The sequence below is a fragment of the Paeniglutamicibacter psychrophenolicus genome (assembly GCF_017876575.1).
Classification (GTDB): Bacteria; Actinomycetota; Actinomycetes; order Actinomycetales; family Micrococcaceae; genus Paeniglutamicibacter; species Paeniglutamicibacter psychrophenolicus.
Map to the genome: position 1 here is coordinate 1,831,639 of NZ_JAGIOE010000001.1, position 25,805 is coordinate 1,857,443.

Below are 25,805 nucleotides of genomic sequence, written 5' to 3' on the forward strand. Positions count from 1 at the left end.
CGATCCGCCGTATGCCTTGCTTCCTTCCAGGGGAGCGAACGCGGCCGGTCAATGTGCGCTTAGCGCCATCTTGGCTCTCTCTTTCTTCGGCGACCACGCGCGCCGAAACCGTCGTGCGAAGCTTTGAGAGAAAGTACCACGTGAGTCCTTCATTCACTTCCCTTGGCGTGCCCGCAACCTTCGCTGACGTCCTCGCGTCGCAGGGGATCGAGAGCGCATTCCCCATCCAGGAAGCAACCCTTCCCACCACCCTCAACGGTGGAGACGTGCTCGGCCGCGGCCAGACCGGCTCGGGCAAGACCCTTGCCTTCTCCCTTCCGGTGGTCGCCCGCCTGGCAGCCAACCCCAAGCCACGCAAGGCCCGCTTCCCGCGCGCCCTGATCATGGCACCCACCCGCGAACTGGCCACGCAGATCGCCAAGGTCGTAGAGCCGCTGGCCAAGGCCGTGGACCTGCGCGTTGCCGTCGTCTTCGGCGGCGTCTCGCAGGTGCGCCAGGAAAAGGACCTCAACGCCGGCGTTGACATCCTCATCGCCTGCCCGGGCCGCCTCGAGGACCTGCTCAAGCAGCGTGTCGCCGATCTCTCCCGCGTGGAAATCTCCGTGCTGGACGAGGCCGACCACATGGCCGACCTCGGCTTCCTGCCGGTCGTCAAGCGCATCCTGGACCAGGCCCCGCGCGGCATCCAGCACATGCTCTTCTCCGCCACACTGGACAACGGCGTGGACAAGCTGGTCCAGCGCTACCTCGAGAACCCGACCGTGCACTCGGTCGATGCGCCTTCGGCTTCGGTGAACACCATGGAGCACCACGTGTTCCTGGTGTCCAACGACGACAAGAAGGAACTGGTGCGCACCCTGGCCTCCGGCTCCGGACGCCGCATCATGTTCATGCGCACCAAGCACCACGCCAAGAAGATGGCCGTCTGGCTGTCCAAGTGCGGCATCCCCACCGTGGACCTGCACGGCAACCTGAGCCAGAACGCCCGCGACCGCAACCTTGCCGCCTTCTCGGCCGGGGATGCCCGCGTGTTGGTGGCCACCGATGTTGCCGCCCGCGGCGTGCACGTCGACGGTGTCGAGCTCGTGGTCCACATCGACCCGCCGGCAGAGCACAAGGCATACCTGCACCGCTCGGGCCGCACCGCCCGTGCCGGTTCCAGCGGAACCGTCGTCACCATCGCCACCCCGGACCAGCAGAGCGACGTCAAGTCGCTGCTGAAGGCCGCGGGCATCAAGGTGCCAATGGTCAAGGTCACCCCGAACGCCCAGGTCGTTTCCGACGTCGTTGGCGAGCGGGCCGAGCCCGTTGCCTATGTTGCCCCGCAGCTGCGCAGCACCGCCAGCGTCCGCAAGGACACCCTGAACGATTCCGACGCAGCCGGCGGCCGTGGCCGTCGCCGCGGCGGACGCGGCACCGCCAAGGGCGCCGGTGGCGAGGCACCTCGCAACCGCGACGAAAACCGTGGTGAGCGTCGCACCGAGAGCCGCGGCGGCAGCGCCCCGGCAGCACGTGGCGGCGAACGCCGCACCGAGAACCGCACCGAGAACCGTGGCGAAGGCCGCGGCTACGCCGCTGCCGGCGGTCGTGGTGGAGAACGCCGCAATGACAGCCGCGGCGCCTCGGCTTCGCGTGGCGGCGAGCGTCGCACCGACAACCGCGCCGACCGTCGTGTCGACGTGCGCCAGGACGACCGCGATGTAGCACGTCGCAGCCCCGTTCCGAACCGCGGTTCGGCAGCGGCACGCAACAACTCGGGCCAGCGCCAAGGGTCGGGTGCCGGCTCCCGCCCGCGCGGCGGCAACACCATCGCCGAGGCACTGGGTGCCTCCAAGGTGGAAGCCGCAACCGGTGCAGGTCGTGGACGCGGTCCGCGCCGCGCCTCGGCTCCGGCCTCGAACGGCCGCAACTTCTAGGATCGTTCCGGCCACCGCTGGTGGCCAGCCTGATCCAACAGGTGGGCCCGGGAATGCAACAATCGTTGCAATCCCGGGCCCACCTGGCATTTAAGGAACGCTCGGCGAGGTTTGCGGAATCATCCCTTTGATTGAATCCGGTCCGGTCCCGGCCCCGGGAGATCATCCTTTGGATGCCCGGAGCGGGCGGAAAGAACCAATAATCTGGGGAAATGACACCGCGGCAAGCACTCGAATCATTCGATCCGCAGGCAAACCGCGCAGACGACCGCGACCTGACGACATTGGAGACCCACCTTGATTGAATCGCTGCAGCAGTTCACCGCCGAATTCCCGCCCGCACTGCAGTGGCTCGCCGTGATGCTGGCCGCGGCCGTCCCCTTCATCGAGTCCTACTTCGGCTCGGCGCTCGGAGTGGTCATCGGGATCAACCCGGTGATTGCAGTGGGGGCCGCTGTCATTGGAAACGTCGCCTCGATGCTCCTGCTGGTCAACGGGGCCCACCTGGTGCGCCGGAAGGTTGCCAAGGAGAATGCCTCCCCGTCGGTGAAGTACGCCAAGTTGCGTTCGGCGTTCGACAAGTACGGCATCGCCGGCGTCAGCCTGTTGGGGCAGACCATCCTGCCAAGCCAGATCACCTCGGCAGCGCTGGTGTCCTTCGGCGCCGCCAAGGAAAAGGTGATCTTCTGGCAGGTCATTTCCATCATCCTGTGGGGTGCGGCATTCGGCCTGCTTGCCTACCTCGGTGTGGACCTGGTCCTGGCTCGCTGACCCGGTCGGCCTCGCGCGGTGGCCGCACGGTATGTTGCGGGCCGAGCGCTCCCGTGGCGTCCAGCCCCGGATGAAGGCCGGTTCCACGGCACCGGCAAAAGGCCTTTCCCGCATGATCTCTGCCGGCGAACAGCGTTCACAGCAAACTCCAAGTTCCCCGGAATTCCGGGGAACTTTTGTTGGTTTCGGGATTGAATCCACGCCTCAACGGCAAAGTTGAGCCATGCGCGCTCAACTTTGAATTGACATCGATTTTGCGGTGGGTAAACTTGAGTCCAGAACGCTCAACCGATTTGAATCGTGCTGGCGTTGGAACATTTTCCCAAGGTAATGAAGGAGCATCCCCATGTCACGTGCCGTAGGTATTGACCTCGGAACCACCAACTCCGTTGTATCCGTCCTCGAAGGTGGCGAGCCCACCGTCATCGCCAACGCCGAAGGCAACCGCACCACCCCGTCGGTCGTTGCCTTCGCCAAGAGCGGCGAGGTCCTGGTTGGCGACATCGCCAAGCGCCAGGCCGTGAACAACATCGATCGCACCATCGCCTCGGTCAAGCGCCACATGGGCACCGACTGGTCGGTCGCCATTGACGACAAGAAGTACACCGCGCAGGAAATCTCCGCACGTACCCTGATGAAGCTCAAGACCGACGCCGAGTCGTACCTGGGCGAGAAGGTCACCGACGCGGTCATCACCGTGCCGGCATACTTCAACGACGCCGAGCGCCAGGCCACCAAGGAGGCCGGCGAGATCGCGGGCCTGAACGTCCTGCGCATTGTCAACGAGCCGACCGCAGCCGCCCTGGCCTACGGCCTGGACAAGGGCAAGGAAGACGAGCTCATCCTGGTCTTCGACCTCGGCGGCGGAACCTTCGACGTCTCCCTGCTGGAAGTCGGCAAGGACGAAGACGACTTCTCCACCATCCAGGTGCGTTCCACCTCGGGCGACAACCGCCTCGGCGGCGACGACTGGGACCAACGCGTCGTTGACTGGCTGCTGGCCCAGGCCAAGCAGAAGGGCGCAGACCTGTCCAAGGACAAGATCGCCCTGCAGCGCCTGAAGGAAGCAGCGGAGCAGGCCAAGAAGGAACTCTCCTCGGCCACCTCCACCAACATCTCCCTGCAGTACCTCTCGGTCACCGCCGACGGCCCGGTCCACCTGGACGAGCACCTCTCGCGCGCCAAGTTCCAGGAACTGACCAACGACCTGCTCGAGCGCACCCGCAAGCCGTTCAAGGACGTCATCGCCGAAGCCGGCGTGAAGGTCTCCGAGATCGCCCACGTGATCCTCGTCGGCGGCTCGACCCGCATGCCCGCAGTTGTCGAACTGGTCAAGGAACTGGCCGGCAAGGACGCCAACAAGGGTGTCAACCCGGACGAGGTCGTCGCCGTTGGCGCCGCACTGCAGGCCGGCGTGCTGAAGGGCGAGCGCAAGGACGTGCTGCTCATCGACGTCACCCCGCTGTCCCTGGGCATCGAAACCAAGGGTGGTGTGATGACCAAGCTGATCGAGCGCAACACCGCGATCCCGACCAAGCGTTCGGAGACCTTCACCACCGCCGAGGACAACCAGCCGTCGGTTTCCATCCAGGTCTTCCAGGGCGAGCGCGAGTTCACCCGCGACAACAAGGCCCTGGGCACCTTCGAGCTGACCGGCATCGCGCCGGCACCGCGCGGCATCCCGCAGGTCGAGGTCACCTTCGACATCGACGCCAACGGCATCGTGCACGTCTCGGCCAAGGACAAGGGCACCGGCGTCGAGCAGTCGATGACCATCACCGGCGGCACCGCGCTGTCCAAGGACGACATCGACCGCATGGTCCGCGAAGCCGAGGAGCACGCCTCCGAGGACAAGGCCCGCCGCGAGGCAGCCGAAGTCCGCAACGCCGCCGAGCAGTCTGCATACTCTGTCGACAAGCTCATCAAGGACAATGCCGACAAGCTGCCCGAAGAGGTCAAGACCGAGGTCCAGGCCGACGTCGACGCGCTGAAGGCCGCCCTTGAGAAGCAGGACAACGACGACGAGGTCAAGGCCGCGTACGAGAAGCTGCAGGCTTCGCAGACCAAGCTGGGCGAGGCCATCTACTCGCAGGCACAGTCCGAGGGCGCAGCAGCCGACGATGCCGAGGCCCCGAACGCCGAAGAGGACATCGTCGACGCCGAGGTCATCGACGAAGACGAAAAGAAGTAAGGGGCGCATCAACCATGTCAGAGGAAAACCACGACGAGGGCATCTCCAAGGACGAGGTGACCCCCGTTGACGAGGCCCACGACTCGGGCGACGCGTTGAGCCAGGCCGAAGCCATCCTCAACGAGGCCGCGGCCGACGCCGAGGCGCCGGAGGCAAGCGACAAGGAAGCCGAATTGCGCGACGACCTGTTGCGCCTGCAGGCCGAGTACGTCAACTACCGCAAGCGCGTCGAGCGCGACCGCGACGTGGCACGCGACGTCGCCGTGCAGTCGGTGTTCGTCAACCTGCTGCCGGTGCTTGACGACATCGATGCGGCCCGCGCCCACGGAGACCTGGTCGATGGACCCTTCGCCTCGATCGCCAACAAGCTCGACGCAGTGCTCGAGGGCCTCGGCCTGGAGCGCATCGCCGAGGCCGGTGTCGCCTTCGACCCGAACATCCACGAGGCGCTGATCCAGCAGCCGCACGCGGAGATCCCGGCGGACCACGTGGCCCAGGTGCTGCGCACCGGGTTCAAGAAGGGCGAACGCATCCTGCGCGCAGCCCAGGTGATTGTTTCCCTCGGGGAGTAAACACCACCGGCAACGACTGCAGCAATGCAGCAATTGCACCACCGTATGCGGCGGATCGCCTCGCTTCCCCTTCGCGGGAACCGGCGATCCGCCGCACACTTGGTGAAGCACCACCCACAGATTTCTGGTCCGCCGCGAATTTCCGGCGGGCCGCCCACAACGAATTTCACCACCAAAGGAGGCGCCTGATGGCAAGTCAGGACTGGGTCGAAAAGGATTTCTACGCCATTCTTGGCGTCTCCAAGGACGCCAGCGACGCGGACATCAAGAAGGCGTACCGGAAGCTTGCCCGCAAGCACCACCCGGACACCAACGCCGGGGACCCCGCGTCCGAGCGCAAGTTCAAGGACATCACCGAGGCGCACTCGGTGCTCTCGGACCCAGAGGACCGCCAGCAATACGACGCCATCCGTGCCATGGGCTCCGGGGCGCGCTTCAGCGCCGGCGGCCAGGGCGGCGCACCGGGCAACGGCGGATTCGAGGACGTCTTCTCCAACCTCTTCGGCGGCGGCGGAGGCGGAGGAAGCCGACGCGGCGGCCAGGTGCCGCCGGAATTCGCCGACCTCTTTGGCGGCGGGGGCGGCTTCGGCGGCTTCGGCCAGCAGGCGCCGCGCAAGGGCGCGGACCGCACCGCAAGCACCACCATTTCCTTCGCCGGTTCCATGAAGGGAACCACCATCGGCCTGCGCGAGGCCAACGGCGAGGTCATCGACGTGCGGATCCCCGCGGGGATCAAGGACGGGCAGTCGGTGCGCGTGCGCGGCAAGGGCTCACCCGGTTCCGCCGGCGCCGGCGACCTGATCGTCAAGGTCACCGTCAACCCGCACCCGGTCTTCATCCGCGAAGACAACAACATCCGCATCCACGTCCCGGTCACCTTCGACGAGGCCGCACTGGGCGGACAGATCGAGGTGCCGACACTGACCGGGGAAAGTGTCAAGATGAAGGTCCCCGCGGGATCGGCAACCGGGCGCACGCTGCGCCTCAAGGGCCGCGGCGTCAAGACCTCCAAGGCCACCGGAGACCTGCTGGTCACCCTGGACGTGGTGGTCCCGCAGAACCTCTCCAAGGAAGCCAAGGCAGCCGTCGAGGCCTTCGCCGAGGCAACCAAGGGCGAGAACCCGCGCGAGGCACTGGTCTCCCGGGCAAAACTCTAAGCACCTCCAGGCCCCGCGCCGCTTGACCGGCGACGCGGGGCCATTGGCCCCACCGGGGAATTGGCTACGGTGGATGAAACCGGATGAAAGGCAGGGATCATGGGCAATGACCGACTAAGGCCGATCTTCGTCATTTCAGTTGCAGCCGAATTGGCCGACATGCACCCCCAGACGCTGCGCCAATACGACCGCCTCGGCCTGGTTTCCCCCTCCCGCCAGGGCGGCAAGCAACGCCGGTACTCCGAGCACGACGTGGAACTGCTGCGCGAGATCCAGCGCCTGTCCAAGGACGGGGTCTCGCTGGAAGGCATCAGGCGCATCATGGCCCTGGAAAACCAGGTCGCGGCCCTGCGCATGCGGATCGGCGAACTGAGCAACGAGGTTTTCGCCCTGCGCAGCGCCCACCAGGCCGCGGGCCTGGGACGCGTCTTTGCCGCCGGGAGCACCGGGGACGTGGTCTCCCTGGCCCGGGGGCAGCGCCCGCGCGGCCGCAGCCAGGCCGTGGTGGTATGGAAACCACGAGGCAAGTAGCCACTGGCGATGCCGGGCGAAGGCGGTGCCATGCCGGTGCGTGAGAGCTACGCCCGGCTCTCCGGCGCGGCCCAGCGCCGCTTCGAGGCGTTGTGCAAGATCCGCGGACGGCTGCGCACCAGCCACCGCCAGGCCCTCGACGGGACAGCCCATGCGCTGCGCCCCGGAGCCATGGACCCGGCCATTCCCGCACGCCACCTGCTGTACCTGGATTTGTCCGGCCGCGAGCCGCTGGCCGCGGTCGCCGTGGGCGACCTGGACACCGCCACGCACGTGACCTTCCAGCTTTCCGGAACCGGGATCAGGGCGCGCAACGCGATGTGGGGCAGCGTCAGGGAAGCCGGACAGCTCTACCTGGAACAACGCAAGGTCGGGATCGCCGAACCCGCGGTGGTCGCATGGCTGGGCTACCCCGCCCCGAACCTGGCCAGCGCCCTGCTGGACACTGCCGCCCGGCGGGGCCTGCATCGGCTCGGACAGGACCTGGGCACCTTTGCCCGCCTGAGGCCCGATGCCCCGCACCTGGCACTCGAAGCCCACTCCTACGCCGCCACGCTTGCCGCCCAGGTGCTCGATCCGGCATCCGGGTACGCGGTCCACGCCCAGGCGCTGGCCACGATCGGTTCCGCCGGGATTCCCCGGCACCTGTCCCGCAGCCCGGGGCGGCTGAACGTCCCGCCACAAAACATCTACGAGGCCGTCGCCCCCGGCGACCGATTGGCGTGGTTCGGCCGCGCGCTCTCGGGCCGCAAGCTGCTTTCGGGGCACCGGTTTAGCGTCGGTGCCATCCCGGAGCTGGGACTGCATGCCGCCACCGGGCACAACACCTCCCAGCACCTTCCGGGGGATCCGCGTTCGCCCCGGGGCTACCGGGACCCCGGCACGCTGTGCCTGCGCAACCTGGCGTTGATCACCACCGGGCAGCAACCCCTGGCTTAAGCACGGCGGGCGGTGCCGGGGAGAAGCCCGACACCGCCCGCAGCAACACCGACCGGCTACAGCGCCTTGCGGTAGGCCAGATCGAAGATCATCCGGCCGGCCTTGAGCGCCTTGCCCTCGAAGCTGGTCAACGTGCGGCCCTCGAAGCGGGGAGCCCAGCCCCCGCGCTCGTCGATGAATTCGGGATCCTTCTCGTCCTTCTCCAGGCCCAAGCGGCGGACCTTGGTGAGGTTGCTGTCCTCGCCGGCAAGCTCGCCCGGGTGCAGGCTGGTGAACGCGTCGGCCGCGTCAAAGACCTCGCGCATCTGCTCGGCGTAGTTGGACCAGTCGGTGGCGAGGCGGACCACGCCGCCGGGGACCAGTACGCGCTCAAGCTTCTTCACAAACGAATCCTTGATCAGGCGGCGCTTGTGGTGGCGGATCTTGTGCCACGGGTCGGAGAAGAAGATCCAGACCTCGTCGGCCGAGGCCGCCGGGAGCATCGAGTCCAGGACCTCCGGTGCGTTTGCCTGGACCGCGCGCACATTGGTCAGCTCGTTGTTTTCCACCCGCACCATAAGCGCTGCCAGCCCGGGACGGTAGACCTCGACGGCCAGGAAGTCCTTGTCGCGGTGCTCGCTGGCTGCATAGGCCATGGCTTCGCCCAGGCCCGAGCCGATCTCCACGATCAGCGGGGCCTTGCGGCCGTAGATGGCCTCTTGGTCGAACTGGTAGCCCTCGGCCACGGAGGTGTCGGCCTGCTCGCGCGGCGGCTCGATGATGTACTTTTGGGCGGTGCGTTCCCAGGCGTCGGCACGGCGGCCCTGCAGGCGGTTGCCACGGCGGACAAACGAGACTGGTTCGGTTCGGTAAAAGGCGAGGTCTTCGACGGCGCGGCCGCTGACCGGCATCTTGCGCTCTGGGGGAATGCTCATGGGCTTAAGGGTAGCGAACTTCACCGGGTGGCTTTGGCGCCCTTGGCACCGGATGCTTTTGCCGGTTGCGGGGCGCGGGCGTAGCTCTCCCCGGCCTTGAGCCCCGAATCGCCCATGAGCTCGGTGACCGTGACAAAGGTGTAGCCCTTGGCGCGCAGGCCGGAAAGGATCTTGGGGACCGCCGCCACGGTGCTGGAATGAATGTCGTGCATCAACACGATCGACCCCGGTGTGGTCTGGGAAATCGCGGCGTCGACGACCTTTTCGGTGTTGCGGTGCTTCCAGTCCAGGGTGTCGACGTCCCACAGGATCACCGGGGTGCTCGCGAGCCGGTCGCTGATGGAGTTGTGTGCGCCGTAGGGAGGGCGCATCAGGGCGGCAGGCTGGTCGATGGCCTGGGTGATCGCTGCATTGGTGCGGTCAATCTCACGTTGGATCTGGGCCGAGGACAGCGAGGTGAGCGACCGGTGGTTCCACGTGTGGTTCCCGATTTCGTGGCCCTCGGCCACCATGCGGGCCAGGATCTCGGGCCGCAGCTTGGCGTTGGGGCCGGTGACGAAGAACGTGGAGGGCGCGTTGCCCTCGCGCAGGGTGTCGAGCAGTTTCCCGGTCTTCGGGCCCGGTCCGTCGTCGAAGGTCAATGCCACGCACTTTGTAGCAGTGCAGTCGACGGCACGTTGCGCCGGCCGGTTGCGGCCGGCCCCATCGGGTTCGGTGCCGGCATCGGGAGCGGATTCCGGAGTTGTCGCCGCGACACCGCCGTCGGGTGCCTGGCTGGCACGGTCCTGCAGCAGGCCCAGCTGGACCCGGGGGCTCGGAGACGTTGCGGCGGTGCGGGCCAGGGTTCCGAATCCTGAGAGCAGCGAGGCAACGTGCCCGGCATCGACCTTCACGACGATTGGGCCGGCCGAGTCGGGGCCGACGCTGTTGTCATCGAATTCCACCAGGGCGTTTCCGTACGCATCGAAATTCACGGAGTCCAGCCAGGCATCATCGAGGTCCATCAGGCTCCCGACAAAGACCCTGGGGTCGGCGGTTGCGGCCTGGGCGACGAATTCCTTGAACTGCGCCCAGTCCTCGTCGCTGTCAAACAAATCCCTGGTTCCCAGTGCCGCGGGTGCGTCCTGGTCGAACCACTGAGTCAAGTACCGGGTCCCGGCACCAGCGCCGGTGGACTCATAGGTGTTGACCCGGATGCCAAGGACCCGGGTGGAAACGGCCGTGAGATGGCTGCGCATGTTCAGTTCCGCCACGGGCAGTTCCCCCGTAGCCACATCCGGAACATTCGTGGACTTGAACGCGTCGACCTGCTCCGTGACAAGTTCGGCCTGGGACCGGGCCACCGCGGGGACGGAAGGAACCTCGAAATGCTTGGTAAAGATACGGCGGTGCTCATCGGTCGCGGTCACCGCATCCAGGTCAGGGACCAGGAACAGGGGTAGGGAGTCGGAGTTATGCCCCTCCGAATTGGATGACGCGTGAGTGATCTCCTGGTGCGAATCCTGCGGGGACTTGGGGGATCCTGGTGCCGGTGCGCAACCTGCCAGAAGTCCGATCATGAGGAGTCCAGAAACAAGTAGGGAAGATTTTCGAGCAAACGCATACGGCATCCAATAATCTTCCCTGTTTGCCCCACGCTTATCGAATCCTCGGGGGCCATTGGCGCGAATCGTTAGAAAGCGTTACCAAGCAATTGGGGGAAGGCTCAGGGTGTTACCCCATGGCGCGGCAGGGGATGATGGGCGAAAGTGGATGTATGCGAAACACTCTCTCCGTGGTCCTGAACGTCATCTGGCTTGTTTTCGGCGGTATCTGGCTGGCGGCGGGATACATGCTGGCCGGCATCGTTTGCTGCCTGCTTATTGTCACCATCCCCTTCGGCATTGCTTCCTTCCGGATTGCCCTTTATGCGCTGTGGCCCTTTGGACGCACGGTGGTGGACCGAGGTCGGGTAGGAGCTTTTTCAACTATTGGAAATGTCATCTGGGTATTGGTGGCCGGCATCTGGATCGCCATCGGCCATGTGCTGACCGCGATCCCGATGTTCGTGAGCATCGTTGGCATCCCGCTGGGCATCGCCAACCTCAAGATGATCCCGATTTCCCTCATGCCCCTGGGCAAGGAAATCGTTCCCAGCACCCAGTACATCCCCACGTACCGGTAGGTCCGCCGACTGTGTGGATCCGGGGCAACACCCGCGGGCCGGACGAAGCCCGTGAATGAGGCCTGGCAAACTTCCGCACCCGTTTTTGTCGCTGCCCCTTGAATCATGCCGAACACCTTTCTAGCCTTTGGGGGTGGGAAACAACTCCGCACACCAACCGGATGGGACCATCACATGAAAGACCTGATCAACTGCCTGTGGTTTGACGGCCAGGGGCTGGATGCTGCCCGGTTCTACACCGGGATCTTTCCGAATTCCGCAATCGTCTCCCACCTCGACATGGACTCGCAGGGCAATCCGTCCAGCGAGCCTTTGACGGTGGAATTCAACCTCAACGGCCGATCCTTCGTGGCTCTCAACGGAGGCCCGCTTTTCAAGTTCAACGAGTCGATTTCCTTCCAAATCATGTGCGAGGACCAGGCCGAGGTCGACTACTACTGGGAAAAGCTGACCGCCGGCGGAGAAGAAAGCCAGTGCGGATGGCTCAAGGACCGTTTCGGGTTGTCCTGGCAGGTGGTCCCGGTGCGGATGGTAGAGCTGCTCGGCGACCCGGATCCGGAGGTTACGCGTCGGGTGACGGAGGCGTTCCTGCCCATGCGGAAGTTGGACATCGCCGTGCTTGAGGCCGCCGCCCGGGGATAAGTCGGTCCGCGCATCCCTGATGCGCATGTTCCGGGCTATGCCGGGGGGTTCATGGATCCGCCAGTTGTCGACCTCCGTGCGAATGCCCATGGCATTTCGAAGTCCTGCCCGGCCCCGGGTTTTCGTCGTGTCGCTGGTCCTACCGGCCGTCCGGCGCCGGGGGATGGCCCGTACGTCCCCGGCGGAGGCGCCATCGGTTGCTGCGGCGCGGACCTTGGCAAAAAGTCGCGGGCAACAGGAGACGGGTGGACGTTGCGTTGGTAGTGTAAGCACCAGCCGGGCGGACACGTCCACCCGTACAGCAACCACAAGGGGGACCAATGACCCAGCTCGATCCAGCCTACGCGGGGACGTGGCGATTCGATCCAGGGCACACTCGCATCGGCTTCAATGCGCGCCACGCGATGGTGACGAAGGTGCGGGGCGCCTTCAACGATGTGGAGGGAACCGTCCACATCGATGCCGAAGACATGGGCAAATGCAGCGTGGAGATGACCGTGAAGGTCGCCAGCGTCGACACTCGCAATGCCGACCGCGACCAGCACCTGCGGACCAACGACTTCTTCGATGCACCCAAGTACCCAAACATCGTTTTCCGCTCCACGCGGATAGACCAGGTGGACGAGAATAGCTTCATCGTCAACGGCGAACTGACGATCAAGGAAACGACGCGCGAGATTGCCGTACCCCTCGAATTCACCGGCGTCGAGACCGATCCATTCGGCAACCTACGCGCCGGCTTCGAGGGCAGCCGGCGTATCGACCGCCGCGAGTACGGCGTCAGTTGGAACAAGGCGCTTGATTCCGGGGGAGTCCTGGTATCCGAACGGATACTGCTTGAGTTCGAGATCTCCGCCATTAAGGATGCCAAGGACGGGGCCGGGGCGGCCTAGACAATACCGAACCTCACGGCATCGGCTCGCAACCGTGCCTCACCCGTATGCCGAAGCGCCGGTGACCCATGCCCGGGTCGCCGGTGTTTTGCATTTCACGGGGAGTATTCCTCTCCGGAGCATAGTTGAGTGGAGTAGACTCAAGTTTGAGTGAATGCCCAACTACGAAAGGACGAGCGTGGACACCAAACTAACAACCAAAAGCCAGGAGGCGCTCGCCGCGTCGGGAATGAACGCCTCCACCGCGGGGAATCCCCAAGTGGAACCCGCCCACCTGCTCAAGGCGCTGGTCGACCAGCGCGAATCGGTCGCGGTCGCCCTGCTGAAGGCCGCCGGTGCCGACCCGGACCAGGTCTCGGTCCGGGCCAGTGCCGCCATCAAGGCCCTGCCAAGCTCCTCGGGAAGCAACGTGGCGCAGGCCCAGTATTCCCGCGGCATACTGCAGGCCATCACCGCCGCCCAGCAGGCCGCCGCGTCCATGGGTGACAGCTTCGTTTCCACCGAACACCTGTTGCTTGGACTCAGCGAGGACACGGGGGCTGCAGGCAAGGCGTTGCGCGAAACCGGGGCCACGCGCAAGGCCCTGGACAGCGCGCTGCCCGGCATCAGGGGCGACCGCAAGGTCAACAACCCCGACCCCGAAAACACCTTCCAGGCCCTGGAAAAATTCGGCACGGACATGACGGCCATCGCCCGCTCGGGAAAGCTCGACCCGGTGATCGGGCGCGACGCCGAGATCCGCCGTGTCGTCCAGGTGCTCTCCCGGCGCACCAAGAACAACCCGGTGCTGATCGGGGAACCCGGCGTGGGCAAGACCGCCGTGGTCGAGGGCCTGGCCCAGCGCATGGTCGCGGGGGACGTTCCCGAGTCCCTGCGCGGCAAGACCCTGATCGCCCTGGACCTGGGATCGATGATCGCCGGGGCCAAGTACCGCGGCGAGTTCGAGGAGCGGCTCAAGGCCGTCCTGGAGGAAATCAAGTCCTCCGATGGGCAGATCGTCACCTTCATCGACGAGATCCACACCGTCGTGGGCGCGGGCGCCTCCGAGGGGGCAATGGATGCGGGCAACATGCTCAAGCCGATGCTGGCCCGCGGCGAGCTGCGCCTGATCGGTGCCACGACGCTGGACGAGTACCGCCAGAACATCGAGAAGGACCCGGCCCTCGAACGCCGCTTCGCCCAGGTCTACGTGGGCGAGCCGAGCGTGGATGACACCATCGCGATCCTGCGCGGGCTCAAGCAGCGCTACGAGGCCCACCACAAGGTGACCATCGCCGACTCCGCACTCGTGGCCGCAGCCACGCTGTCCAACCGCTACATCGCCGGCCGCCAGCTCCCGGACAAGGCCATCGACCTGGTCGACGAGGCAGCCAGCCGGCTGCGCATGGAGATCGACTCCGCACCGGAGGAGATCGATGCGCTGCGCCGTTCGGTGGACCGGCTGACCATGGAGGAGCTCGCCCTGGCAGGGGAGACCGATCCCGCCTCCCGCGAACGCCTCGGGGCGCTGCGCGCGGACATGGCCGACAGGAAAGAGGAGCTCGATGCGCTGAACGCCCGTTGGGAGGCCGAGAAGGCCGGACTAAACCGGGTCGGAGACCTGAAGGTCAGGCTGGACGAGGCGCGCTCGAGTGCCGAGAAGCTGCAGCGAGAGGGTGATTTGGAAAGCGCCTCGCGCCTGCTCTACGGGGAGATCCCCGCGCTGGAAAAGGAGATGAAGGACGCCGCGGCGGCTGAAGCCACCGCCGAACCCCAGGAATCGATGGTCGCAGAGGAGGTCACCGCAGACGACATCGCCGAGGTCATCTCCGCCTGGACCGGCATCCCCGCCGGGCGAATGCTGCAGGGCGAGAGCCAGAAGCTGCTTGAGATGGAGGACTTCCTGGGCCACCGGCTGATCGGCCAGCGGAAGGCTGTCGCCTCGGTTTCCGATGCGGTGCGCCGTGCCCGGGCGGGGATCTCGGATCCCGACCGCCCCACCGGCTCGTTCCTGTTCCTGGGCCCCACCGGCGTGGGCAAGACCGAGCTGGCCAAGGCGTTGGCCGACTTCCTCTTCGATGACGAGCGCGCCATGGTGCGCATCGACATGTCCGAGTACTCGGAGAAGCACACTGTTGCCCGACTGGTCGGTGCCCCTCCGGGCTACGTCGGCTACGAGGAGGGCGGGCAGCTCACCGAGGCGGTGCGCCGTCGCCCCTACTCGGTGGTGCTGCTCGACGAGGTCGAAAAGGCCCACCCCGAGGTCTTCGACATCCTGCTGCAGGTGCTCGACGACGGGCGCCTGACCGACGGGCAGGGACGCACCGTCGACTTCCGCAACGTCATCCTGATCATGACCTCGAACCTCGGATCGCAGTTCATGGTTGACCAGACGCTGGAGGATGGCATCAAGCGGGAGGCCGTGATGAACCTGGTCAACGCCTCGTTCAAGCCCGAGTTCCTGAACCGGCTGGACGATGTGATCATGTTCGACGCGCTCTCGCTGGACGAGCTCGGCTCGATCGTCGCCCTTCAGGTCGACGCGCTGGCCAAGCGCCTGGCGGGACGCCGCCTGGTGCTCGAGGTCGACGACGATGCACGCGACTGGCTGGCCTTCACCGGCTTCGACCCGGCCTTCGGCGCCCGGCCGCTGCGCCGCCTGGTGCAGCGCGAGATCGGGGACAGGCTGGCCCGCCAACTGCTGCTCGGGACCATCCTGGACGGCGACACCGTCGTGGTGGGTGTCGGCGAGGACGGCAACGGCCTGTCCCTCACCTCCCGCCGCAACTAACCGTCCACGGGGAACGGCTGGCGCCCGAACGACGCTTCGGGCGCCGGCCGTGTGGTCCCCGGCTGCCTTCGGTGCATGGGTGGGCAGCAGGTGTCAGGTGTTCAATGCCGCGGATTCGGAGGGCAGCATCGAGACCCGAACGCTGCCCTCGTTCAGGGCCAGGAAGCAGGCGACCAGCCGGTCGCCGTTCTTCCAGGTGGCTTCGGACGGGCGCGAGAAGTGATACGACCAACCCGTGTCCAGGGGGCTGGCGGGATCCAGTGCAACGGACTTGCACAGTTCCTCGGACCGGGACAGGATTCCTGCCGGTCCGGGGAACTGGTCTCCATCCATGGTGAAGGTCCCGATCAGCTGTGCGTTGTGTGCGGTCAGGCAGGTCACCACCGTGGAGGTTTCCAGCGGGCTGTTGAATCCCTGGAGGCAATCGCCGACCCGCAACTGGTCCGCCGGGACGTTGGTGGCAATGACCCCGTCGATGCCGGGGGATGCGTTTCGCGTCACTTCGGCGACCGGCGCCGCGGCGTCGTCCTGGCCAAAAAACTTGTTGGCTCCGTAGATGACAATCAGCATGATTCCCAGTGCCCCGAGCAGTGCCCAAAGCGCCGGGGCGCGCCACCACGAACGCGTCTGTGACATGGCACTTAGAGCAGGAAGCGCGGCTCTTGGCTCTGGCTGTGGCGGATCAGGCAAGCAAGCTCCAGGGCAGGTGGCAGTCGACTTGGTGGACAAAATAATACTCTACCGGCGGAACGGTGGTTCCGGGCAGGCACTCGCCGCGGAATCATGTTAACCTTGAAATACGAAAGAATTAGTCACATATTCTGGGGCCTCCGCCTGACACAGGTGGACCACCTCCAGATCTACTGAAAAAAGGGGGTCACGCCATGGGGCGCGGCCGTCAGAAGGCAAAAGCGACACGACAGGCCAGGGACATGAAATATTTCTCCCCGGCCACTGATTTGTCCGCCTTGGAACGCGAGCTTGGGAAGAGTCGTGGTCACAGCACCACGACACCAAGCCCTGTCGACGTACCCTTCGAATCCGATTATTCGGATTACGAAGACAAGTACGCAGACGATGACGACGAGGACGACCAACGGCGCATCAGCTGATGCGCCGACTCCCTGAAGTGACCCCAGAGAAATCTGTGGTTATCGGTTCTCCAATACGTGAACACGGCAGCCGTGGCCACTACGCCCCAGCGGCGCTAGTGACCGCGGCCTTTGCCATGCCCGGGAAACTGCGATAGGTCCACATGCTGCATGAAGGCGAACTAGGCATCCGGATGGCGCATCGTGCCGCCATCCGTTCCATTGAACGCGTGGTGGGGGAGACCGCACCGCTGCAGGATCCGCAGGTCGCGGCCGCCGGCATCCGCATGATGCTCGAGGCGGGCTCGGTGCTGGTGCTCACCGGCGCCGGGGTCTCGACCGACTCCGGAATCCCCGATTACCGGGGGCCCAAGGGGTCTCTGCTTCGCCATCGGCCCATGACCTACCAGGAATTCCAGCACGAGCCCAGCGCCCGCCACCGGTATTGGGCGCGCAGCTTCGTGGGATGGCGGCACATGGCCCAGGCCTCGCCCAACCCCATCCACCAACGCCTGGCCCAATGGGAGGCACAGGGCAGGATCAGCGGCATCGTGACGCAAAACGTCGACGGACTGCATGTTGCCGCCGGCTCGCTGAACGTCATTCCCCTGCACGGGGACCTGCAACAGATCAGCTGCCTGAACTGCGGGGCCCTGGAAGACCGCAAGCACCTCGATGCGAGGTTGCACGAGGCCAACCCGGGGTATCTTGAACGCGTCGACCTGGATCCCTCGCTGGTGAACCCGGACGGCGACGTGTCGCTGGATGACGCGCATGTGGCCGAGTTCCACATGGTCGGCTGCCTGGTCTGTGGTTCGCAGGCCTTGAAGCCCAACGTGGTCTATTTCGGGGAAAACGTCCCGGCCGAACGCAAGGTCCGGCTCAAGGCGATGGAGGCGCGCTCCGCCTCGCTGCTGGTGATCGGTTCCTCCCTGGCGGTCATGAGCGGTTACAAGCTGCTGCTGGACGCCCGCAACGCCGGCAAGCCGGTCGGGCTGATCAACGGCGGTCCCACCCGGGGAGATGCAAAGGCCGATTTCCGGTGGCGCAGCAACATCGCCGAGGCACTGGACATCCTGGAGGAACCTGTCGACGGGGCCGTGCGCCGGCCCATGTAGGGCTTTGGCATCCGCGACCTGCCGTCGATGCAGGCCAGGCGTTGTCGCCGAAGCCGGCCACCGGCAGGGGGCCGGGCAGGCTCGACCCGTTGGGGCGCCGGGGTTTCCCCTGCCGCAGGAGGCAGCACCACCACGGGAGCCCGCCTCCCGGCCGCGACCAAGAACCTTAACGAGCGAGGGACCGCACCCATCGGGTACGGTCCCTCGACCTTGTGGCCTTGTGGCAGTTAGCCGGCGAAGTTTCCGCGCATCAGCACGGCACCGCCGTCGACGCCCTTGGCGCCCTGGACGTAATCCAGGCCGGCGGTCTTGGCCTCGTCGGTGATGGTGCCGACCTTGCCCATGACCCAGGAAGTCATGCCGCGGGCGTTGAGGCGGGCCAGCGCAGCGTCGGCCACCGAGGCGTCAACGATGGCAACCATGCCCACACCGAGGTTCAACGTGCGTTCCAGGTCCGGCTGCGGCACGGAACCAAGCTCGGCCATCACCTTGAACACGGCCGGAAGTTCCCAGCTGTTGCGCTCCACGGTGGCCATCAGGCCCTGGGGCAGCACGCGGGCCAGGTTGGCGGCCAGACCGCCGCCGGTGACGTGGCTGAAGCCGTGGATGTCGATGGCACCGTCCACGTTGAATGCACGGATCAGATCCAGGCAGTCCATGGTGTAGATGCGGGTCGGTTCGAGCAGCTCCTCGCCCAGGGTGCGGCCGAACTCCGGCACGTGGCGGTCAAGCGCCCAGCCCGCGTGGGCCACGACGCTGCGGACCAGCGAGTAGCCGTTGGAGTGGATGCCCGAGGCGGCCATCCCGATGACGACGTCGCCGTCCTTCACGCGCTCCGGGCCCAGCAGGCCGTCGGCCTCGACGATGCCGGTTGCGGCACCGGCGACATCGTATTCGTGCTCGCCCAGCAGGCCCGGGTGCTCGGCGGTTTCCCCGCCGACCAGTGCGGTGCCGGCAATGGTGCAGCCCTCGGCGATGCCGCGGACGATGTCCGCGATGCGCTCCGGGACGACCTTGCCGCAGGCAATGTAATCGGTCATGAACAGCGGCTCGGCGCCGACCACGACGATGTCATCAACGACCATCCCGACCAGGTCCTGGCCGATGGTGTGGTGGATGTCCATGGCCTGGGCGATGGCGACCTTGGTGCCGACGCCATCGGTGGAGGTGGCCAGCAGCGGCTTCTTGTAGGAAAGGAACTTCGAGGCGTCGTAGAGGCCTGCGAATCCGCCCACACCGCCCAGGACGTTGGCGTTGTGGGTGGCCTTGATGGCGCCCTTCATCAATTCAACGGCGCGGTCACCGGCCTCGACATCGACACCGGCCGAAGCGTAGGTGATTCCGGAATTCTCAGGGGTGGCGCTTGTCATCTCTGATGGTCCTTTACTTAGTTGCGCGGTGTTTTGTCTTCGGCGGTGAGGGCCGACTCGAACTCTGCATCCGGGCCCGGCTCACATCCCGCCTGGTTGCTACGTTCAAGCAGGTTCTTGCCGATGCGGTCGGAACCCGGCAAGGCGATCGGGTAGTCCCCGGTGAAGCAGGCGGTGCACAGGCGTTCGCGCTTCTGCTCGGTGGCATTGATCATGCCGTCCTCGGAAATGTAGGCCAGGGAGTCGGCGCCGATGGACTTGCTGATTTCCTCCACGGCGGCGCCGTTGGCAATCAGCTCGGCCCGGGTCGCGAAGTCGATGCCGTAGAAGCAGGGCCACTTCACCGGCGGGGAGGAGATCTTTACGTGGATCTCGGCCGCGCCGGCTTCGCGCAGCATGCGCACCACGGCGCGCTGGGTGTTGCCGCGCACGATCGAGTCATCGACCACGACCACGCGCTTGCCCTTGATCACCGGTTCCAGGGCATTGAGCTTGAGCTTGATGCCCAGCTGGCGCAGCGTCTGGGACGGCTGGATGAAGGTTCGTCCAACGTAGGCGTTCTTGACGAAGCCGTGGGCAAAGGGGATGCCGGACTGCTCGGCGTAGCCGATGGCTGCCGGGGTGCCGGACTCGGGGACCGGGATGACGATGTCGGCGTCGGCGGAGTTTTCGCGGGCCAGCTGGCGACCCATCTCCACGCGGGACTCGTACACGGAGCGGCCGTTGATGGACGCATCCGGGCGGGCCAGGTAGACGTACTCGAAGACGCATGCCGCGGGGGTTGCCGCACCGAAGCGCTGTGAGCGCACGCCTTCTTCGTCGATGGCAATGAATTCACCCGGCTCGATCTCGCGGATGAAGCTGGCGCCAACGGTGGCCAGTGCGGCCTGCTCGGAGGCCACGACCCAGCCGCGTTCGAGGCGGCCAAGCACCAGCGGGCGAACGCCGTAGGTGTCGCGTGCCGCGTAAAGGGTGTGTTCGTCCATGAAGACGAAGCAGAAGGCGCCGCGCAGCTTGGGCAGCAACGACAGGGCGGTCTCTTCGAGGGATTCGCCTTCGGCGCCGTTGAGCAGAGCCGTCACCAACGCGGTGTCGGTGGTGTTGCCCTGGGCGATTTCGCCGCGGACCTTTTCCCCGGACTCTTCCTGCTCGTCCTTGACCATTTCCATCAGCTCTGCCGAGTTGGTCAGGTTCCCGTTGTGGGCCAAGGCGACAGTGCCTGCGGAGGTGGGGCCAAGCGTCGGCTGGGCGTTGGCCCAGTGGCTGGCACCCGTGGTCGAGTAACGGCAGTGGCCAATGGCCAGGTGCCCCTGCATCGAATTGAGGGTGTTCTCGTCGAACACCTGGGAGACCAGACCCATGTCCTTGTAGACATTGATCCGGGCCCCGTCACTGGTGGCCAATCCGGCCGATTCCTGCCCGCGATGCTGCAGCGCATAGAGACCGTAATAGGTCAGCTTCGCCACTTCTTCGCCGGGAGCCCACACGCCAAAGACACCGCACTCATCCTGCGGGCCCTTCTCGTTGGGTAAAAGATCATGATTTAGGTTTCCGTCACCACGCGCCATAGCAATTATTCTCTCATGAGCCGGGTGCCCGTTTGGGCGTGAAGTCTCCCACAAGCCGGCTTCTAGCGGTGTTCTGGGTCACCCATCGGCACTGCAAGCGCGCGACGTGCCTTTTTGCGTGTGATGCGATCCACAACCAGAAAGACGATGCCGGCGAGCAATACGCCGAAGAAAGCGAAGGCGACCGACAGGAAGCCGGCCACCGCGGCGCGGGAGAAGTCGGCGGACTCCTCGCCGGTGAAGGCGGAAACAAACGCAATGACGACGCCCAGCAGGGCGCCGATGCCCACGAACGGCCAGAACCTGGGTGCAGCGTAGACCTCGACCTCGATGTCGCCGGGGGCCTTGTCTGCGGGGGTGGGAGTGCTGGGGTGCTGGCTGGATTCCATACCCTCTAGGGTACTAAACCAGCGGCAGTTCGGCCGACAGGTCCGCCCTCAGCCCGGAGGCGGTGACCTTGCCCGTGGCCAGCGCGGCTTCCCAGCCGATCTTGCCCGATGCGAGCGCGAGCCAGATCGCCGCGGGCAGCTCGATGACGTTCGGGGGCGTGCCGCGGGTGTGCCGGGGACCCGGAATGCACTGGGTCACCCCGAAGGGCGGGACCCGCACCTCCACGGAGTTGCCTTCGGCCCGGCTGGCCAGTTCCTCCAGGGTGTAGCGCACCGCCATGGCGATGAGCGGGCGCGGCAGCGCGTCCGCCTGCGCCGCGTCGTTCTCGATCCAGCGGCGGAAGGCACGGTTGCCTTCGGCCGGATCGATGCGTCGCTTGATGGCCATGGCTTCTCAGGAATCCAGCAGGTCCAGGACGGGGGAGGCCAGGCGCAGCGCACCCACCGGGAGCCCGCCGCCGAGCACCGGCCGGGTCAGCTTGGCCAGGGTGTCGGTGAGCTGGTCGGTGGAAATGGCACCGGCGTTGGCCAGCAGCGTGAGCCCCAGCAGGTCGCCTCCGCGTCCCGAACCGTCGCTCATCTTCACCGCCACCGCGGTCCCGCATGGCGCTGCCAGCAGCAGCACGCCCTCGGCGCCGAGCTTGGCAATGACACCGAGGTCCTCCATCACCACGGAGTTGGGCTTGCCGTGGCCCTGGACGGCCCACGGATAGTCGAGCATCGCGGTGGCAATCGTCGCCGCCCGCGCATCGGCATGCTTGTTGCCGGGGGCCTGGGCAAGCTTTGAGGCGGCACGGGCCAGCCCGGCCAGGGAGATCACCGGAACCGGCGCGCCGCAGCCGTCCACGCCCAGGTGCGCGATGGTTTCGCCGGCGTACTCCTCGATGACGCCGATGACCCGTTGCTGCACCGGGTGCCCGGGGGACAGATAGGTCTTGGTGTCCCACCCGTTCTCTGTGCACGCCCACAGGAACGCGGCATGCTTCCCCGAGCAGTTGAAACTGATCGCGGACTTCCCAAGCCCCGCACGGATCCGCTCGGTGCGGGTTTCCTCGTGCGACGGCCAGGCGGCCGGGCACAACAGGTCGGCTTCCGACAGGCCGGCCTTGGCCAGCATGGAATCGACCACCTCCGTGTGTTCGGTGCTGCCGTCGTGGCTGGCGCACGCCATGGCCACCTGCGCGCCGCGCAACGGGACCCCGCACTGCATGGAGGCCAAGGCCTGGAACGGCTTGAGCGCCGATCGCGGATACATCAGGGCATTGGGGTTTCCCAGGGAGTTGAGCACTTCGCCCGCGGCATTGACGACCACCGCTGTTCCGCGGTGGCGGGATTCAATGAAGCCGTTGCGCTCGAGCACAACGAGGTCCACGGTGTCGGAAGCAAGCAAGGTTTCGGCCATGTGACCTAGTTTACTGTCTGCCTAGGCTCCAGCAGCGCAACGACGAAGTCCGAGCCGGGCAGCATGGGCCGCATGTCCCAGGTGGAAAAGAGGGTGTCGATCCGGAGCCCCGCAGCCGCAGCATCCTCCTTGAAGGTCTCCAGCGAGTAGCCCTTGAGCGGGGAGAATCCGACGACGAGCCGACCGGCCGGTGCCAGGTGGGCGGCCAGCGCGCCCAGCACGGTTCCGGCGGTCCCCGGGGCGACGAAGGCCAGGACGTTGCCCGGGGAGATCACCAGGTCGAAGCACTCGCGGTTTCCGGCCTCGTCACGGATATCCAGCGTTGCGAGGTTTCCCTCCAGCCAGCGCGAGCCGGGAAAATCGGCCCGGGCAGCGGCGAGCAGCTCGGCATCCAGGTCCACCCCGGTGACCCGGTGGCCGCGCGCGGCCAGCTCTCCGCCGACCCGGCCGGTCCCGCAACCGGCATCCAGCACCCGTGAGCCGCGGGAAAGCATCGCATCGGCGAATCTTGCCTCGCCGTCAAGATCTGCGCCGGATGAGCGCAACTCGGCGAACCTGCCGATGTAGTTCCGGGCCTGGGCGGGGTCCCGGCGAGCCTGCTGCTGCCACTTGGTTTCCTGATCCATATACACGAGCATAGGCGGGACCGCCGGGCCTGACGGAGGCAAGGCCGGCGGCAATGCGTCGGGATCGCGACCCGGTGCGGGAACGGCCGGGCCAGACCCGGTAGGCTTAAGCCTCGTGAAGGTACTGGTTATTGGCCCCGGCGGCCGCGAACATGCACTGATCCGCGCTTTGGCTGCGGATCCCTACGTCTCCGACCTGCATTGCGCACCCGGCAATGCCGGGATTTCGCGTGATGTCACCACCCACCAAATCGATGCCCAGGACCCCGCCGCGGTGGTGGCCCTGGCCCGCGAGCTGGGTTCGGAACTGGTCGTGGTCGGCCCCGAGGCACCGCTGGCGGCGGGTGTGGCCGACGCACTGCTGGCCGCAGGCATCCCCGTCTTCGGCCCCACCAAGGCGGCTGCCCAGCTGGAGGCCTCCAAGGCCTTCGCCAAGACCGTCATGGCCGAGGCCGGCGTTCCCACCGCGATGGCCAAGGTCGCCACCAACACCGACGAGGCAGCCGCGGCGCTCGATGCCTTCGGGGCCCCCTACGTGGTCAAGGACGACGGACTGGCCGCCGGCAAGGGCGTGGTGGTCACCTCCGACCGCGCCGAGGCCCTGGCCCACGCCGAAACCTGCTTCGAAGCCGGCGGCACCGTGGTCATCGAGGAATTCCTCGACGGACCCGAGGTCTCCCTCTTTGTGATCTGCGACGGCACCCACGCCGTCCCGCTGGCCCCGGCCCAGGACTTCAAGCGCATCTTCGATGGCGACGAGGGCCCGAACACCGGCGGCATGGGCGCCTACTCGCCGCTGCCGTGGCTGCCCGCCGGCTTCGTCGACGAGGTCATGGACCGCGTTGCCTACCCGACGCTGCGCGACATGGAATCCCGCGGCACCCCCTTCACCGGGGTGCTCTACTGCGGCCTGGCCATCACCACGCGCGGGATCCGCGTGATCGAATTCAACGCACGCTTCGGCGACCCGGAAACCCAGGCAGTGCTCGCACGCCTGAAGACCCCGCTCGGTGCCCTGCTCATGGCCGCGGCCACGGGCGAGCTCGACGACGCCGAGCAGCTGCACTGGCGCCCCGAAACCGCCGTCGGCGTGGTAATGGCCGCCGAAAACTACCCGGAGGACCCCGTCAAGGGTGCCGCCATCCGCGGACTGGATGCGGCCGAGGCCCTCGAGGACGTCTCGGTGCTGCACGCCGGAACCACATCCAACGAGGCAGGGGAGGTCATCGTCGCCGGTGGCCGCGTGCTCGCGGTCGTTGGCCTGGGTGCCGACCTGCACGCAGCCCGCGACAAGGCCTACGCCGGGGTCGCAGCCATCTCCTGGGACGGTGCCCAGCACCGCACCGACATCGCGTTGAAGGCCGCCAACGGCCAGATCAGCGTCGCGGAAGGAAGCAACTAAATGTCAGGCCTGCAAACAGAAACCCTGGAACTTCCGGGCTGGACCCATTTCTACTCGGGCAAGGTCCGCGACCTGTACGTCCCGGCCGGTTCCTCCTTCGAGGAAACCGACCGCGTGCTGGTGGTCGCCTCCGACCGGATCAGCGCCTTCGACTTCGTGCTGGAGTCCGAGATCCCCGACAAGGGCAAGGTGCTCACGCAGCTGAGCCTGTGGTGGTTCGACCAGCTGGGCGAAATCCCGAACCACGTGATCTCCACCGATGTCCCCGAGGCCGTCGCAGGGCGTGCCATGGTGTGCAAGAAGCTGGACATGTTCCCGATCGAGTGCATCGCCCGCGGCTACCTGACCGGCTCGGGCCTGGTGGAGTACAAGGAACGCCAGACCGTGTGCGCACTGCCGCTGAAGGGCGGCATGGTCGACGGTTCCAAGCTCGAACCGGCGATCTTCACCCCCTCGGCCAAGGCCGAGGTCGGCGAGCACGACGAGAACATCACGTTCGAGGAAACCGCCGCACGCATCGGCGGCCAGCAGGCAGCGGACCTGCGCGACGCCACGCTGGCCCTGTACATGCGTGCCGAACAGATCGCCCGCACCCGCGGCATCATCCTGGCCGACACCAAGGTCGAGTTCGGCATCGATCCGTCCAACGGCGAGATCACCCTGGGCGACGAGGTGCTGACCCCGGATTCCTCGCGCTTCTGGGACGCCGAGACCTACGCTCCGGGCAAGGCCCAGCCCTCGTTCGACAAGCAGTTCGTGCGCGACTGGCTCACCTCGGATGCCTCCGGCTGGGACAAATCCTCGGGCGCCGAACCCCCGGCGTTGCCGGCGGACATCATCGAGCGCACCCGCGGACGCTACATCGAGGCCTACGAGCGCCTGACCGGGCTCACCTTCACGGCCTAGCCGCCGCGTCGGGTCGTTGAACGACCGGGGGCCCGGAACCGCAACCTCGGATGCGGTTCCGGGCCCCCTGCTGCGTTAAGCGCCGGCCCTTGGCCTGGCCCGTGTCGGCATCGTCGCGCACGAGCACCACCGTGCGCGCTGGGTTGGAGCTCGAGACCTCCACGATCTCGCCGGCGGCACCCGCGCCGCCGCACCCGGCGAACCGGTCCGGCTCGTTTTCCGCGGGATGGACCAGGATGCAGGCGGTTGCCTTGTCGGTGGGGGTGCCCGCGAAATACCTTGTGCCCTCGTGGGCGGCCAGCAGGCGGATGCTTGCCGCATCGATGTCCCCGCCCATCGTGATGCCCGGCGGCAGCACATCCTCGGGGCCGGCGGCACTCTCCAGCTCGCCCACCCCGGTGTATCCGGAGCTGCCCGCCAACACCAATGCCGCACCCGGCAATCCCGCCACGGCCCCAAACCGATTCTTCCGC

25 protein-coding genes are annotated in these 25,805 nt (G+C 66.4%); 15 read left to right on the forward strand and 10 right to left on the reverse strand.

Features of this window, described 5'->3' with window-relative positions; genetic code table 11:
• Positions 1-140: 140 nt before the first annotated feature.
• The 7 genes from JOF46_RS08165 (at position 141) to JOF46_RS08195 (ending at position 8,077) form a co-directional block, all read left to right on the forward strand.
• The gene (locus tag JOF46_RS08165; RefSeq protein ID WP_209906867.1) at positions 141-1,916 is read left to right on the forward strand and encodes a DEAD/DEAH box helicase; all 1,776 of its coding nucleotides are present in this window, start codon (positions 141-143) and stop codon (positions 1,914-1,916) included.
• A 297-nt stretch (positions 1,917-2,213) separates the two neighbouring features.
• Positions 2,214-2,687, forward strand: a complete 474-nt coding sequence (locus JOF46_RS08170) for a hypothetical protein (protein WP_209906868.1) — start codon at positions 2,214-2,216, stop codon at positions 2,685-2,687.
• A 346-nt stretch (positions 2,688-3,033) separates the two neighbouring features.
• On the forward strand, positions 3,034-4,878 hold the full coding sequence (dnaK, locus tag JOF46_RS08175; RefSeq protein ID WP_209906869.1) for a molecular chaperone DnaK: 1,845 nt from the start codon (positions 3,034-3,036) through the stop codon (positions 4,876-4,878).
• Positions 4,879-4,892: 14 nt separating this feature from the next.
• On the forward strand, positions 4,893-5,450 hold the full coding sequence (locus tag JOF46_RS08180) for a nucleotide exchange factor GrpE (RefSeq protein ID WP_209906870.1): 558 nt from the start codon (positions 4,893-4,895) through the stop codon (positions 5,448-5,450).
• A gap of 188 nt (positions 5,451-5,638) precedes the next feature.
• Complete coding sequence (locus JOF46_RS08185) at positions 5,639-6,607, forward strand: DnaJ C-terminal domain-containing protein (RefSeq protein ID WP_209906871.1); 969 nt, start codon at positions 5,639-5,641, stop codon at positions 6,605-6,607.
• 99 nt (positions 6,608-6,706) lie between these two features.
• A complete protein-coding gene (locus JOF46_RS08190) occupies positions 6,707-7,138 on the forward strand; it encodes a heat shock protein transcriptional repressor HspR (RefSeq protein WP_071212722.1) in 432 nt (143 codons plus the stop codon).
• A gap of 30 nt (positions 7,139-7,168) precedes the next feature.
• Positions 7,169-8,077 (forward strand): alpha/beta hydrolase, encoded by a 909-nt coding sequence (locus tag JOF46_RS08195; RefSeq protein WP_209906872.1) that lies wholly within the window; start codon positions 7,169-7,171, stop codon positions 8,075-8,077.
• 56 nt (positions 8,078-8,133) lie between these two features.
• Here the strand turns inward: JOF46_RS08195 and trmB are convergent, their stop codons facing one another.
• Both trmB and JOF46_RS08205 read right to left on the reverse strand, forming a co-directional pair.
• A complete protein-coding gene (trmB, locus tag JOF46_RS08200; protein ID WP_209906873.1) occupies positions 8,134-8,991 on the reverse strand; it encodes a tRNA (guanosine(46)-N7)-methyltransferase TrmB in 858 nt (285 codons plus the stop codon).
• A 20-nt stretch (positions 8,992-9,011) separates the two neighbouring features.
• The gene (locus tag JOF46_RS08205) at positions 9,012-10,400 is read right to left on the reverse strand and encodes a polysaccharide deacetylase family protein (protein ID WP_209906874.1); all 1,389 of its coding nucleotides are present in this window, start codon (positions 10,398-10,400) and stop codon (positions 9,012-9,014) included.
• A 347-nt stretch (positions 10,401-10,747) separates the two neighbouring features.
• Between JOF46_RS08205 and JOF46_RS08210 the strand changes: the two genes are divergently transcribed.
• The 4 genes from JOF46_RS08210 (at position 10,748) to clpB (ending at position 15,460) form a co-directional block, all read left to right on the forward strand.
• On the forward strand, positions 10,748-11,155 hold the full coding sequence (locus JOF46_RS08210; protein ID WP_209911727.1) for a YccF domain-containing protein: 408 nt from the start codon (positions 10,748-10,750) through the stop codon (positions 11,153-11,155).
• Positions 11,156-11,260: 105 nt separating this feature from the next.
• Entirely contained in the window at positions 11,261-11,797 is a 537-nt protein-coding gene (locus JOF46_RS08215; RefSeq protein WP_342592397.1) for a VOC family protein, read from the forward strand.
• A 320-nt stretch (positions 11,798-12,117) separates the two neighbouring features.
• Positions 12,118-12,690: a YceI family protein gene (locus tag JOF46_RS08220; protein WP_209906875.1), complete on the forward strand. Its 573-nt coding sequence runs from the start codon at positions 12,118-12,120 to the stop codon at positions 12,688-12,690.
• A 178-nt stretch (positions 12,691-12,868) separates the two neighbouring features.
• Complete coding sequence (clpB, locus tag JOF46_RS08225) at positions 12,869-15,460, forward strand: ATP-dependent chaperone ClpB (RefSeq protein WP_209906876.1); 2,592 nt, start codon at positions 12,869-12,871, stop codon at positions 15,458-15,460.
• 93 nt (positions 15,461-15,553) lie between these two features.
• Here clpB and JOF46_RS08230 read toward each other — a convergent pair whose 3' ends face one another.
• On the reverse strand, positions 15,554-16,096 hold the full coding sequence (locus JOF46_RS08230) for a hypothetical protein (RefSeq protein ID WP_209906877.1): 543 nt from the start codon (positions 16,094-16,096) through the stop codon (positions 15,554-15,556).
• A 248-nt stretch (positions 16,097-16,344) separates the two neighbouring features.
• Between JOF46_RS08230 and JOF46_RS08235 the strand changes: the two genes are divergently transcribed.
• Together JOF46_RS08235 and JOF46_RS08240 are read left to right on the forward strand one after the other, a co-directional pair.
• Positions 16,345-16,572: a DUF3073 domain-containing protein gene (locus JOF46_RS08235; RefSeq protein WP_071212731.1), complete on the forward strand. Its 228-nt coding sequence runs from the start codon at positions 16,345-16,347 to the stop codon at positions 16,570-16,572.
• 173 nt (positions 16,573-16,745) lie between these two features.
• Positions 16,746-17,669, forward strand: a complete 924-nt coding sequence (locus JOF46_RS08240) for a Sir2 family NAD-dependent protein deacetylase (protein ID WP_245348053.1) — start codon at positions 16,746-16,748, stop codon at positions 17,667-17,669.
• A 227-nt stretch (positions 17,670-17,896) separates the two neighbouring features.
• On the opposite strand, the gene purM is transcribed toward JOF46_RS08240, so the two are convergent.
• The 6 genes from purM to JOF46_RS08270 all read right to left on the reverse strand — a co-directional run bounded on the left by purM (position 17,897) and on the right by JOF46_RS08270 (position 23,024).
• Positions 17,897-19,039, reverse strand: a complete 1,143-nt coding sequence (purM, locus tag JOF46_RS08245) for a phosphoribosylformylglycinamidine cyclo-ligase (RefSeq protein WP_209906879.1) — start codon at positions 19,037-19,039, stop codon at positions 17,897-17,899.
• Positions 19,040-19,056: 17 nt separating this feature from the next.
• Complete coding sequence (gene purF / locus JOF46_RS08250) at positions 19,057-20,607, reverse strand: amidophosphoribosyltransferase (RefSeq protein ID WP_209906880.1); 1,551 nt, start codon at positions 20,605-20,607, stop codon at positions 19,057-19,059.
• 62 nt (positions 20,608-20,669) lie between these two features.
• Positions 20,670-20,996 (reverse strand): hypothetical protein, encoded by a 327-nt coding sequence (locus tag JOF46_RS08255; protein WP_209906881.1) that lies wholly within the window; start codon positions 20,994-20,996, stop codon positions 20,670-20,672.
• A gap of 13 nt (positions 20,997-21,009) precedes the next feature.
• Positions 21,010-21,384 carry a sterol carrier family protein gene (locus JOF46_RS08260; RefSeq protein WP_209906882.1) on the reverse strand — a complete coding sequence of 125 codons (375 nt, stop codon included), beginning with the start codon at positions 21,382-21,384 and terminating at the stop codon, positions 21,010-21,012.
• A 6-nt stretch (positions 21,385-21,390) separates the two neighbouring features.
• Positions 21,391-22,398 (reverse strand): asparaginase, encoded by a 1,008-nt coding sequence (locus tag JOF46_RS08265; protein ID WP_209906883.1) that lies wholly within the window; start codon positions 22,396-22,398, stop codon positions 21,391-21,393.
• Between the two features lie 5 nt (positions 22,399-22,403).
• A complete protein-coding gene (locus JOF46_RS08270; RefSeq protein ID WP_245348054.1) occupies positions 22,404-23,024 on the reverse strand; it encodes a class I SAM-dependent methyltransferase in 621 nt (206 codons plus the stop codon).
• A gap of 115 nt (positions 23,025-23,139) precedes the next feature.
• On the opposite strand from JOF46_RS08270, the gene purD reads away from it, so the two are divergent.
• Complete coding sequence (gene purD / locus JOF46_RS08275; protein WP_209906885.1) at positions 23,140-24,426, forward strand: phosphoribosylamine--glycine ligase; 1,287 nt, start codon at positions 23,140-23,142, stop codon at positions 24,424-24,426.
• A complete protein-coding gene (locus tag JOF46_RS08280; RefSeq protein ID WP_209906886.1) occupies positions 24,427-25,332 on the forward strand; it encodes a phosphoribosylaminoimidazolesuccinocarboxamide synthase in 906 nt (301 codons plus the stop codon).
• Here JOF46_RS08280 and JOF46_RS08285 read toward each other — a convergent pair.
• Complete coding sequence (locus tag JOF46_RS08285; protein WP_209906887.1) at positions 25,322-25,783, reverse strand: hypothetical protein; 462 nt, start codon at positions 25,781-25,783, stop codon at positions 25,322-25,324. The two genes, JOF46_RS08280 and JOF46_RS08285, sit on opposite strands and share 11 nt — an antisense overlap.
• Positions 25,784-25,805 lie beyond the last annotated feature (22 nt).